Below are 11,662 nucleotides of genomic sequence, written 5' to 3' on the forward strand. Positions count from 1 at the left end.
CGGCCGGAGGTCTGACGTGGCCGTCACGATGCGGACGCCGCTGACGCGGGTGCTCGGGCCCAAGACCGCCACCGGGATGGCCGAGCAGCTGGGCCTGGAGACCGTCGGCGACCTTCTCCGGCACTACCCGCGCCGCTACGCCCGGCGGGGCGAGCAGACCGACCTCGCCGACGTCCAGGTCGGCGACCGGGTGACCGTGCTGGCCCAGGTCCGCAGCGTCACCACCCGGCCGATGCGCAACCGCCGTGGCTCGCTCACCGAGGTGGTGGTGGGCGACGGCAGCGGGCGCATGAAGCTGGTCTTCTTCAACCACCGGCACGCGCAGCTGAAGGTGAACGCCTGGGGGATGTTCGCCGGGACCGTGGGGGAGTGGCGCGGGGACAAGCAGTTCGCCCACCCCGACATGCACCTGCTCGACGGCGCCGAGGACGACACCGACTGGGCCCGCGCCCTCATCCCGATCTACCCGGCGAGCAAGGACGTCTCGAGCTGGGTCATCCAGAAGTCGGTGAAGCTGCTGCTGGGCGCCACCGGCGGGTTCGGGGACCTCGTCGACGACCCGCTGCCGGAGGAGGTGCGCGCCCGCCACGGGCTGCTCCCGCTGGCCGCCGCGCTGCTCGACATCCACCGGCCGACGTCGACCGACGACGTCGAGCGCGCCGCGTCGCGGCTCAAGTGGGACGAGGCGCTGGTCCTCCAGCTCACCCTCGCCGCCCGGCGCCGGGCGGCCGCCCTGGAGCCCGGGATCGCCCGCCCCCGCCGGGCCGGTGGGCTGCTCGACGCCGTCGACGCCGCGCTGCCCTTCGCGCTGACCGAGGGCCAGCGCGAGGTGGGCGAGGAGCTCGCCGCCGAGCTCGACCGCGACCAGCCCATGCACCGGCTGCTGCAGGGAGAGGTCGGCTCGGGCAAGACCGTGGTCGCGCTGCGGGCCATGGCGCAGGTCGTCGACGCCGGAGGCCAGGCCGCGCTGCTCGCCCCCACCGAGGTGCTCGCCGCCCAGCACGCCCGCGGCATCCGGGCGCTGCTCGGTCCGCTGGGGCGGGCCGGTGAGCTCGACGGCGACCCGGCCGGCACGCGCGTCACCCTGCTCACCGGCTCGCTCAAGGCGGCGGCCAGGCGGCAGGCGCTGGCCGAGGTGGCCGACGGCAGCGCGGGCATCGTCATCGGCACCCACGCCCTGCTGCAGCAGACCGTCGACTTCGCCGATCTCGGCCTGGTCGTCGTCGACGAGCAGCACCGCTTCGGCGTCGAGCAGCGCGACGCGCTCCGCGCCAAGGGCACCCGCCCGCCGCACGTGCTGGTGATGACCGCCACGCCCATCCCGCGGACGGTCGCGATGACCGTCTACGGGGACCTGGAGACCTCGACGCTGCGGCAGCTGCCCAGCGGGCGCGGCGGCGTCTCCAGCTCCGTGGTGCCGGCCGTCGAGAAGCCCGGCTGGGTGGACCGGGCCTGGCAGCGGCTGCGCGAGGAGGTCGCGGCCGGCCGGCAGGCCTACGTCGTCTGCCCGCGGATCGGCGACGTCGCCGGTGCCGACGACGAGCCCGAGGACGCCGACGGCGCCCCGCCCGAGGACGACGGCCCGCAGAGCGACCGCCGTCCGCCGCTGGCCGTGCTGGACGTCGCCGAGCTGCTCCGCGCCGGTCCACTGGCCGGGCTGCGGCTCGACGTGCTGCACGGCCGGATGTCGCCCGAGGAGAAGGACGCGACGATGCGCGCCTTCGCCGCGGGGGAGACCCAGGTGCTGGTGGCCACCACGGTCGTCGAGGTCGGGGTCGACGTCCCGAACGCCACCGTCATGGTGGTCATGGACGCCGACCGGTTCGGCGTCAGCCAGCTGCACCAGCTCCGCGGCCGGGTGGCCCGCGGCCAGCACGCAGGGCTCTGCCTGCTGGTCACCGACGCCCCCACCGCCTCGCCGACCGGCACCCGGCTGGCCGCGGTCGCCGCGACGTCGGACGGCTTCGAGCTCGCCCGGCTGGACCTGGAGACCCGCCGGGAGGGGGACGTGCTGGGGGCCGCGCAGTCCGGCCGCCGCTCGGGCATCCGGCTGCTGTCGCTGCTGGAGGACGAGGAGCTGATCGCCAGCGCCCGCGCCGAGGCCACCGGGCTGCTGGCCACCGGTGGCGGGCTGGCCGACCACCCCGGGCTCGCCGCCGAGGTCGCGGCGCTGGCCACCGACGAGCGCGCGGACTACCTGGAGAAGGCGTGAGGGCATGACCCGGTTGATCGCGGGACTGGCCGGGGGGCGCCGGCTCAAGGTGCCGCCGGCGGGGGTGCGGCCGACCGGCGACAAGGCCCGCGGCGCGTTGTTCAACAGCCTGGGCGCGTTGCTGGACCTGGACGGTGCCGCCGTCCTCGACCTCTACGCCGGGTCCGGGGCGCTCGGGCTGGAGGCGCTCAGCCGCGGCGCGCGGTCGGTCCTCCTCGTGGAGAACGGGGGTGGCGTGCTCCCGGTGCTGCGCGCGAACCTCGCCGCCGTCGGGCTGCCCGGCGGGCGGGTCCAGGCCGGTTCGGTGCCGACCGTCGTCGCCGGGCCCGCGCCGGAGCCCTTCGACCTCGTCCTGGCCGACCCGCCCTACGCGACGCCGGTCGAGGAGGTCCTCGCCGTGCTCGGCTCGCTCGTCACGGGCGGCTGGCTCGCCCCGGAGGCCGTCGTCGTGGTCGAGCGCGGCCGGCGCGAGGAGCCGTGGGAGTGGCCGACACCCCTGATCGGACTGCGCGACCGCCGCTACGGCGAGGCGGTGCTCCGGTACGGTCGGCTGTCGTGAGACGTGCCGTGTGCCCAGGCTCCTTCGACCCGGTCACCAACGGCCACGTCGACGTCATCAACCGCGCCGCGGCGCTCTACGACGAGCTGGTCGTCGCCGTCCTGGTGAACCCGGGCAAGGCGGGCTTCTTCCCCGTGGACGAGCGCATGGAGCTGCTCCGCGAGGCCCTCGCCCACCTGCCCAACGTCACCGTCGACAGCTTCCAGGGGCTGCTGGTCGACTACTGCGTCGCCCGCGAGATCCCGGTGGTCATCAAGGGCCTGCGGGCGGTCAGCGACTTCGAGTACGAGCTGCAGATGGCGCAGATGAACCGCGAGCTGGCCGCGGTCGACACGCTCTTCATGCCGACCGCCCCCCAGGTCGGCCACATCGCCTCGAGCCTGGTCAAGCAGATCGCCACCTTCGGCGGCGACGTCTCCCGGCTGGTGCCGAAGGTCGTCGACGACCGGCTGCGCGAGCGGGCGGCGCAGGAGAAGGCGACGTGACGCGGCCCGGCCGGTCCCACACGACCGAGGTCGTCTACCGGCTCTACGAGACCGTCGACGAGCTCACCACCGTCATCGAGAACGCCCGCAGCGTCCCGATGTCGAGTTCCTGCATGGTCCCGCGCGACCACATCCTGGACCTCCTCGACGACCTGCGCGAGTCGCTGCCCGAGGACGTGCAGGCCGCCGGCGCGATCGTCGAGCAGCGCACCGACATCCTCCAGCAGGCGCAGGCCGAGGCCGAGCAGCTGACCACCCGCACCCGCGACGAGGCGGAGCGGCTGCTCGAGGCCGGCCGGCGGCAGCGCGACGAGGTGCTGGCCGGCGCCCGCCGGCAGCGCGACGAGCTGCTCGTCCAGGCGCAGGCCGACGCCGAGGCGCTGATCGCGCAAGCCGAGGCCGAGGCCGAGGTGCTGGTCGCCGACGGCCGCCGCCGCCGCGAGTCGATGATCGCCGAGGCGCATGCCGAGCACGAGCGGCTGATCACCGAGACCGAGGTCTACCGCACGGCCGTGCAGCGGGCCGACGACCTGGGCGAGCAGGCGCACGCGGACGCGGCGCGCATGCGGGCGGAGGTGGACGCCTACGTGGACACCCGGCTGGCCGACTTCGGGACGACGCTCGAGCGGATGCTGCGCTCTGTGGAGAAGGCCCGCACCACGCTCCGGGAGTGACGTCCCTCGCCGGGGGCGGCGGCTTGCGGCTGGTCGGGTAGGCTGGCGTCTCGGTCCGACCGCCGGTGGTCCCACCCCGGGTCGAGCCGCCTCCCACTGCCTACCGCGAGTACTGACATGCCTGCCGCTCCTGCGCCCCGCCGCGACGCCGCCTCCCCGGGCCGGCGTCCCTCCGCCAACCCCTGGAAGATCGACCTCCGGGAGCTGGGCCGGCGGGCCGGGTCGATGCAGGAGCTGGACCGGACGGTCCCGGCGCCCGAGGACTGGAAGGTCGAGCTGATCGGCGTGCCCGCCGGTGCCGACGTCCACCTCCGGCTGCGGCTGGAGTCGGTCATGGAGGGCGTGCTCGTCTCCGGCGAGATCGAGGCGCCGCTCGTGGGCTCGTGCGCCCGCTGCCTGGAGCCGATCGAGGACACCCTCACGCTCGACGTGCAGGAGCTGTACGCCTACGAGGGCAGCACCACCGAGGCCACCAGCGAGGAGGACGAGGTGCGCCTCGTCGAGGGCGACTTCCTCGACCTGGAGCCGATGGCCCGCGACACCGTCGTCCTCAGCCTGCCGCTCTCGCCGGTCTGCGACGAGGACTGCGGCGGCCTGTGCGTCGACTGCGGTCAGCGCGTCGACGACCTGCCCCCCGACCACTCGCACGAGGTGACCGACCCGCGCTGGGCCGGTCTCGCCGAGCGTTTCGCCTCCTCACCGTCACCTAGCTTCGATTCCTCGCCGTCACCTAGCTTCGATTCCTCGCCGGGCACCCCCGGTGACGACACCACCAAGGAGAACTGATCGTGGCCGTTCCGAAGCGGAAGATGTCCCGCGCCAACACCCGCATGCGCCGCTCGCAGTGGAAGGCCGCCGCCCCCACGCTCGCGCCGTGCCCCAACCGCGCCTGCGGTGAGCTCAAGCCGCCGCACATCGCGTGCCCGAACTGCGGCCAGCACTCGGGCCGCCAGGTCCTGTCGGTCTGATCGACGACCGCTCCGCCGCAGGGAGGACGGCCGCTGTGACGCACCCCGACGAGGGATCCGCGTCCGGCCGTCCCCCCGGCGGTCCGGCGCACGCCGAGCGGGCCGCCGCCTGGGCGCGGCAGGCACTGGGTGTGGACGTCCCCGGTGGGCTGCTCGACCTGGCCCTGACGCACCGCTCGTTCGCGTACGAGAACGGCAACCTGCCGACCAACGAGCGCCTGGAGTTCCTGGGCGACTCGGTGCTCGGCCTGGTCGTCACCGACGAGCTCTACCGAAGCCAGCCGGACCTCCCCGAGGGCCAGCTGGCCAAGCTGCGTGCCTCGGTCGTGAACATGACCTCCCTCGCCCGCGTCGCGCGCCGGCTGGGGGAGGGCGGCGTCGGGCCGCACCTGCTCCTCGGCCGCGGCGAGGAGGCCACCGGCGGCCGGGAGAAGGACTCGATCCTGGCCGACGCCGTCGAGGCGCTCATCGGTGCGGTCCACCTGGGCTGCGGCCTGGCCGCCGCCTCGGTGCTGGTGCACCGCCTCTTCGACCCGCTGCTGGCCGAGGCCGCCACCCGGGGCGCCGGTCTGGACTGGAAGACCAGCCTCCAGGAGCTCGGCGCCAGCCTGGGCCTGGGTGCCCCGAGCTACCAGTCCCGGGACGAGGGCCCCGACCACGCGAAGACCTTCACCGCTGCCGTCCTGCTGGCCGGGACCGTGCGCGGCGAGGGCAGCGGCCGCACCAAGAAGGCCGCCGAGCAGGAGGCCGCCGAGGTGGCCTGGCGCGCGCTCTCCGCGGAGGCCTGACGCCGTGCCGGAGCTGCCCGAGGTCGAGGTGGTGCGACGGGGCCTGCAGCAGTGGGTCGCCGGCCGCACCGTCGCCGAGGTCCAGGTGCACCACCCGCGGGCGGTGCGGCGGCACCTCGAGGGCGCCGACTCGTTCGTCCAGGCGCTGACCGGCCGGACCCTGACCGCCGCGCACCGCCGCGGCAAGTACCTGTGGCTGCCGGTGGCCGAGCCCGACGGCACCCCCACCGGACGCGCCCTCGTCGGTCACCTGGGCATGAGCGGGCAGCTGCTGGTCGAGAAGCCGTCCGCACCGGACGAGACGCACCTGCGCGCCCGGTTCACCTTCACCGACGGCGGCCGCGAGCTGCGCTTCGTCGACCAGCGCACCTTCGGCGGCCTGGCCGTCGAGGAGCTGGGACCCGAGGACCCGGTGCCGCCCCGCCTCGCGCACATCGCCATCGACCCGCTCGACGAGGACTTCGACGTCGACGCGTTCGCCGCGGCGCTGCGCCGCCGGCGCACCGAGGTCAAGCGCGCGCTGCTCGACCAGACGCTCATCGGCGGCGTCGGCAACATCTACGCCGACGAGGCGCTCTGGCGGGCCCGGCTGCACGGCGCCCGGCCGACCGGGAAGCTCACCCGCGCCCAGGTCGCCGACCTGCTCGAAGGCGTGCGCGACGTCCTCGGCGAGGCGCTGGCGCAGGGCGGCACCTCCTTCGACTCCCTCTACGTGGACGTCAACGGGCAGAGCGGCTACTTCTCCCGGTTCCTCGCCGTCTACGGGCAGGCCGACCGGCCCTGCCCCCGGTGCGGGACGCCGATCCGGCGCGAGTCGTTCATGAACCGGTCGAGCTACAGCTGCCCGGTCTGCCAGCCACGCCCGAGGGCCCGCCGGTCGTGAGGCGGGTGGTCGCCCTGGTCTCCGGGAGGGTGCACGGGGTCGGGTACCGGTGGTTCGTGCGCGGGCTGGCCGAGGCCGCCGGGCTGTCCGGGCGGGCCCGCAACCTGCCCGACGGTCGCGTGGAGGTGGTGCTCGAAGGGGCGGACAGCGCCGTTGCCGACGTGCTCGCCGCACTCGACGGACCCGCCGCCCCGGGGGCCGTGACGGGCGTCGACTCCCGGGACGAACGCGCTCGCGGCGGGTCAGGGTTCACGACGGAGTGACGAACGCGACACACGCCCGACACCCGGAGGTGGTGTGGTCGCCGTTGACCAGCGGGTGCGGGGCTGTCACGCTTGTACCACCACAGCCGCGCCGACCGGATCCCGGGGCGCAGGCCCACCCTCCCGCTGTCTGAAAGGCCGTTCCCGCCATGGCCAAGGCCCTGTTCGGTCACGTCGTCGCCCCCTCGCAGCTCCGCCTGGTCGAGGAGAACGCGGCCCTGCGGGCAACGGTGCGGCGGCTGGAGCAGGAGCTGGAGGAGCTGCGCGCCCAGCGCGAGGCCGCGATCGCCCACGAGCTGCTCTCGCTGACCGGCTCGAGCGAGCCCGCGCTCGCCTGACGGCCGTCCCGGCCGTCCCACCGGCCCCGAGCGCCCCCTGCCGGGCGGCTCGCGGCACTACGCTCCTCTTCCCGTGCACCTCTCCAGCCTGACGCTCAAGGGCTTCAAGTCCTTCGCGTCCGCGACGACGCTCCGGCTGGAGCCCGGCATCACCGCCGTCGTCGGCCCGAACGGGTCGGGCAAGTCCAACGTCGTCGACGCCATCGCCTGGGTCCTCGGCGAGCAGGGCGCGAAGAGCCTGCGCGGCGGCAAGATGGAGGACGTCATCTTCGCCGGCACCGCCGGCCGCCCGGCCCTGGGCCGCGCCGAGGTGACGCTGACCATCGACAACACCGACGGCGCGCTGCCGATCGCGTACACCGAGGTGTCGATCACCCGCCGCATGTACCGCTCCGGCGAGAGCGAGTACGAGATCAACGGCGACAAGGTGCGCCTGCTCGACGTGCAGGAGCTGCTCAGCGACTCCGGCATCGGGCGCGAGATGCACGTGATCGTCGGCCAGGGGCAGCTCGACGCCGTCCTCTCCGGCCGCCCGGAGGACCGCCGCGCCTTCATCGAGGAGGCCGCGGGCGTCCTCAAGCACCGCAAGCGCAAGGAGAAGGCGCTCCGCAAGCTCGACGGGATGCAGGCCAACCTCGACCGGCTGGCCGACCTGACCGCCGAGCTGCGCCGGCAGCTCAAGCCGCTGGGCCGGCAGGCCGAGGTGGCCCGCCGCGCCGCCGGGGTCCAGGCCGACCTGCGCGACGCCCGCCTGCGGCTGCTCGCCGACGACCTCGTGCAGCTGCGCGACGCCCTGGACAAGGACGTCGCCGACGAGAACGCCGCCCGCGAGCGGCGGACCGCCGTCGAGCGGACCCTGGCCGTGGTCGCCACGCGCGAGGGCGAGCTGGAGTCCGGCCTCGCGGAGAGCGCCCCGCGGCTCGCCGCCGCCTCGGAGACCTGGTACCGGCTCTCGGCCCTCACCGAGCGGTTCCGCGGCGTCGCCTCGCTGGCGGCCGAGCGGTCCCGGCACCTGTCCGCCGCGGGTCCGGCCGCCGCGCCGGGCCGCGATCCCGACCAGCTCGACGCCGAGGCCGACCGCGTGGCGGCCAACGAGGCCGAGCTCGCCGCGGGCCTGGACGCCGAGCGCACCCGGCTGGCCGCCGTCGTCACCTCGCGCGCCGGGCTGGAGACCGCGCTGGCCGAGGCGGAGAAGGCCTGGGTCGCCGCCGCCCGCGCGCTGGCCGACCGGCGCGAGGGGCTGGCCCGGCTGTCCGGCGAGGTCGCGGCCGCGCGCTCCCGCGTCACCGCCGGGGAGGCCGAGATCGAGCGGCTCGCCCTCGCCGCCGCCGAGGCGGCCGAGCGCGCGCAGGTCGCCGCCGACCGGCTGGGCGAGCGGCGCGACGCGGTGGCCGAGCAGGAGGACTCCGACGTCGCCCTGGTCACGGCGCACCAGGACGCCGTCGCCGCGCACGCGGCCGCCGCCACCGCCGTCACCGAGCTGACCGCCGCCGAGCGCGCCGCCGAGCGCGACCGCGCCTCCTGGCAGGCCCGCCGCGACGCCCTCGCCCTCGGCCTCACCCCGGTCGACGGCGCCGCCGCCGTGCTGGGGGCCGGCCTGCCCGGCGTCCTCGGCCCGGTGGCCGAGCGGCTCACCGTGCACCCCGGCGACGAGGTGGCACTGGCCGCCGCGCTCGGCGGGATGGCCGACGCCGTCGTCGTGTCCGGGGTCGCCGACGCCGCCGCCGCGCTGGACCGGCTGCGCTCGACCGACGGGGGACGGGCCGGGCTGCTCGTGACCGGCGGACTGCCCCCGGTGCCGCGGGACGGCTGGCCCGAGCTGCCGGCCGGTGCCCGCTGGGCGCTGGACGCGGTGGAGGCGCCCGTCGAGCTGCGGCCCGCGCTGGCCCGGACGCTCGAGCGGGTCGCGCTGGTGGCCGATCTCGCCACCGCCGTCGCGCTGGTCGGCACCCACCCGCGGGTCCGCGCCGTGACCGCCGACGGCGACCTCCTCGGCGCCGACTGGGCACTCGGCGGCCAGCGGGACGCCCCGTCGAACCTGGAGGTCCGGGCCCGGGTCGAGGAGGCCGAGGGGGAGCTGCGGGCCGCGATCGAGCGGGCGTCCGCGCTCGCCGACGACCTCGCCGCCGCCCGGGAGGCCGCCCGCACCCGCTCCGCCGAGGTGGACGTCGCCCTGGCCGCCCGGCAGGCGGCCGACCGCGGCCGGTCCAAGGTGGCCGCCGAGCTCGCCGAGCTGGGCGCCGCCGCGCGCTCGGCCACCGCGGAGGCCGAGCGGCACGAGGCCGCCCGCGTCCGGGCCGGGGAGTCGCTCGAGCAGGCGCAGCTGGCCCTGGCCGGGCTGGAGTCGCGGCTCGCCGAGGCCGAGGCGGCGCCCGTCGAGGAGGAGCCGCCGACCGAGGAGCGCGACCGGCTGCGCGTCGAGGTCGCCGCGGCCCGGCAGGGGGAGACCGAGGCCCGGCTGGCCGTGCGCACGGCCGAGGAGCGGGCGCGGGCGCTGCAGGGCCGCGCCGAGTCCTTGCGCCGCCAGGCGCGGCAGGAGCGCGCCGCCCGCGAGCGCGCGGCGCAGGCGCGGGCCGCCCGCGAGCGCGGTGCCGCCGTCGCCGAGCGGGTACGCGCCGACGCCGAACGGGCGCTGGTCGCGCTCGGCTCCTCGCTGGCGCGCGCCGCGGCCGAGCGGGACGAGCTGGCGACCGGCCGGGCCGCCGCCGAGGCCGAGCTGCTCGAGGTGCGGGGCCGGGTGCGCGCGGCGACCGCCGAGCTGGACCGGCTGACCGACGAGGTGCACCGCGACGAGGTGGCCCGCGCCGAGCAGCGGCTGCGCATCGAGGCGCTGGAGGGGCGGGCCGCCGAGGAGTACGGCGTCGACCTGCCGACCCTCGTCGCCGAGTACGGGCCCGCGGCACCCGTGCCGCCGTCCCCGGCCGCGGTGGCCACCGCCGAGCAGGCGGGCGAGCCGGTTCCGGAGCCCGAGCCCTACGACCGAGCCGTGCAGGAGCGCCGGGCGGCGCGCGCGGAGCGCGACCTGGCCACCCTCGGCAAGGTCAACCCGCTGGCGCTCGAGGAGTTCGCGGCGCTGGAGGAGCGGCACACCTTCCTCGCCACGCAGCTCGAGGACCTCAAGAGCACCCGCCGCGACCTGCTCACCGTCGTCCGCGAGGTGGACGACCGCATCCACGACGTCTTCGCGTCGGCGTTCGCCGACGTGGCCCGCGAGTTCGAGGCCGTCTTCGCGACGCTGTTCCCGGGCGGGCAGGGCCGGCTGGTGCTCACCGAGCCCGACAGCATGCTGACCACCGGCATCGAGGTGGAGGCGCGCCCGCCGGGCAAGAAGGTCAAGCGGCTCTCGCTGCTGTCCGGCGGCGAGCGCTCGCTGACCGCCGTCGCGCTGCTGGTCGCGATCTTCCGCGCCCGCCCGTCGCCGTTCTACGTGCTCGACGAGGTCGAGGCGGCGCTGGACGACGTCAACCTGGGCCGCCTGCTCACCCTCGTCGAGCAGCTGCGGTCGACCTCGCAGCTCATCGTCATCACCCACCAGAAGCGCACGATGGAGATCGCCGACGCCCTCTACGGCGTGAGCATGCGCGGCGACGGCATCACCGGCGTCATCAGCCAGCGCCTCCGCGAGCTGCCGGCCGCCTGACACCGGCTGGGACGTCGTCCCGGGCTAGACCCCGGAGGGGATGCGGAGGTCGACGACGAGGGGCAGGTGGTCCGAGGCGCCGTCCGCGTCGAGCACCTGGGCGCTCGCGACGGTGACGCCCGCCGACACCCACGCCTGGTCGATGCGGCGGTGCGGCGAGCGGGCCGGGTGGGTGCGGCCCTCGTCGCGCTGCCAGAAGCGCCAGCCGGCCTGGTCGGTGCGGTCCTCGGCCAGCTCCCACGCGTCGGTGAACCGCTCGCGCAGGGGCCCCAGCTCCGGGGCGTCGGGCCGGGCGTTGAAGTCGCCCACGAGGACGCCGGAGGCCATCTCCTCGGTGTGCAGCGCGGCGATGGCCGCCACCTGCTCGGCCCGCTCGGCGGCCGACCGGGTCGTGAGGTGCGTGGCGGTGACCCACAACGTGCCGCCGTCGAGCTCGAGCATGGTGCGCAGGGCGCTGCGCGGCTCACCGGTACCGGGCAGCCGGTGGACGTCGCTGATCAGGATCGGCAGCCGGGAGAGGAGCGCGTTGCCGTACTGCCGGCGAGGACGATCGCCCGGGTGGGGCTCGTCGATCGCCGGCCCCCACGCCAGCTGCATGTCCAGCGCCCGGGAGAGCAGCAGCGCCTGATCGACGTCCTCGCTGCGCTCGCCGAACCAGCGGTCGACCTCCTGCAGGCAGATGACGTCGGCGTCGGCCGCGGCGAGCACCCTGGCCAGCCGGGGCAGGTCGTGCCGGGAGTCGTCGCCCACCCCGTGGTGGGTGTTGAAGGTGACCAGCCGGACCGGGATGGGCGGCTGGTCGGGCCCGGGGGCGGGGCGGATGCCGAAGGGGTCGTCGGTCACCCGCCCAGC

The 11,662-nt window shown here is 76.1% G+C and carries 12 protein-coding genes; 11 read left to right on the forward strand and 1 reads right to left on the reverse strand.

Features of this window, described 5'->3' with window-relative positions; all coding sequences use genetic code 11:
• Window positions 1-16 precede the first annotated feature (16 nt).
• The 11 genes from recG to smc all read left to right on the forward strand — a co-directional run bounded on the left by recG (window position 17) and on the right by smc (window position 10,810).
• Window positions 17-2,212 (forward strand): ATP-dependent DNA helicase RecG, encoded by a 2,196-nt coding sequence (gene recG, locus ACI79H_RS14530; RefSeq protein WP_456555109.1) that lies wholly within the window; start codon window positions 17-19, stop codon window positions 2,210-2,212.
• A gap of 4 nt (window positions 2,213-2,216) precedes the next feature.
• The gene (rsmD, locus tag ACI79H_RS14535) at window positions 2,217-2,771 is read left to right on the forward strand and encodes a 16S rRNA (guanine(966)-N(2))-methyltransferase RsmD (protein ID WP_456555110.1); all 555 of its coding nucleotides are present in this window, start codon (window positions 2,217-2,219) and stop codon (window positions 2,769-2,771) included.
• The gene (gene coaD / locus ACI79H_RS14540) at window positions 2,768-3,256 is read left to right on the forward strand and encodes a pantetheine-phosphate adenylyltransferase (protein WP_456555111.1); all 489 of its coding nucleotides are present in this window, start codon (window positions 2,768-2,770) and stop codon (window positions 3,254-3,256) included. The genes rsmD and coaD overlap by 4 nt, the downstream gene beginning before the upstream one ends.
• Window positions 3,253-3,930 (forward strand): hypothetical protein, encoded by a 678-nt coding sequence (locus ACI79H_RS14545; protein WP_456555112.1) that lies wholly within the window; start codon window positions 3,253-3,255, stop codon window positions 3,928-3,930. Before coaD ends, ACI79H_RS14545 begins: the two co-directional genes overlap by 4 nt.
• Window positions 3,931-4,047: 117 nt before the next feature.
• A complete protein-coding gene (locus ACI79H_RS14550) occupies window positions 4,048-4,716 on the forward strand; it encodes a YceD family protein (RefSeq protein WP_456555113.1) in 669 nt (222 codons plus the stop codon).
• 2 nt (window positions 4,717-4,718) lie between these two features.
• Window positions 4,719-4,898 (forward strand): 50S ribosomal protein L32, encoded by a 180-nt coding sequence (gene rpmF, locus ACI79H_RS14555; RefSeq protein ID WP_456555114.1) that lies wholly within the window; start codon window positions 4,719-4,721, stop codon window positions 4,896-4,898.
• A 35-nt stretch (window positions 4,899-4,933) separates the two neighbouring features.
• Window positions 4,934-5,686, forward strand: a complete 753-nt coding sequence (rnc, locus tag ACI79H_RS14560) for a ribonuclease III (RefSeq protein WP_456555115.1) — start codon at window positions 4,934-4,936, stop codon at window positions 5,684-5,686.
• Between the two features lie 4 nt (window positions 5,687-5,690).
• Entirely contained in the window at window positions 5,691-6,569 is an 879-nt protein-coding gene (gene mutM, locus ACI79H_RS14565) for a bifunctional DNA-formamidopyrimidine glycosylase/DNA-(apurinic or apyrimidinic site) lyase (protein ID WP_456555116.1), read from the forward strand.
• Window positions 6,566-6,832, forward strand: a complete 267-nt coding sequence (locus tag ACI79H_RS14570; RefSeq protein ID WP_456555117.1) for an acylphosphatase — start codon at window positions 6,566-6,568, stop codon at window positions 6,830-6,832. The genes mutM and ACI79H_RS14570 overlap by 4 nt, the downstream gene beginning before the upstream one ends.
• A 149-nt stretch (window positions 6,833-6,981) precedes the next feature.
• Window positions 6,982-7,170 carry a hypothetical protein gene (locus ACI79H_RS14575; protein ID WP_456555118.1) on the forward strand — a complete coding sequence of 63 codons (189 nt, stop codon included), beginning with the start codon at window positions 6,982-6,984 and terminating at the stop codon, window positions 7,168-7,170.
• Window positions 7,171-7,243: 73 nt separating this feature from the next.
• The gene (gene smc, locus ACI79H_RS14580; protein ID WP_456555119.1) at window positions 7,244-10,810 is read left to right on the forward strand and encodes a chromosome segregation protein SMC; all 3,567 of its coding nucleotides are present in this window, start codon (window positions 7,244-7,246) and stop codon (window positions 10,808-10,810) included.
• A gap of 24 nt (window positions 10,811-10,834) precedes the next feature.
• Here the strand turns inward: smc and ACI79H_RS14585 are convergent, their stop codons facing one another.
• A complete protein-coding gene (locus ACI79H_RS14585) occupies window positions 10,835-11,653 on the reverse strand; it encodes an endonuclease/exonuclease/phosphatase family protein (protein ID WP_456555120.1) in 819 nt (272 codons plus the stop codon).
• Between the last annotated feature and the right edge of the window lie 9 nt (window positions 11,654-11,662).

The sequence above is a fragment of the Blastococcus sp. SYSU D01042 genome (genome assembly GCF_054050515.1).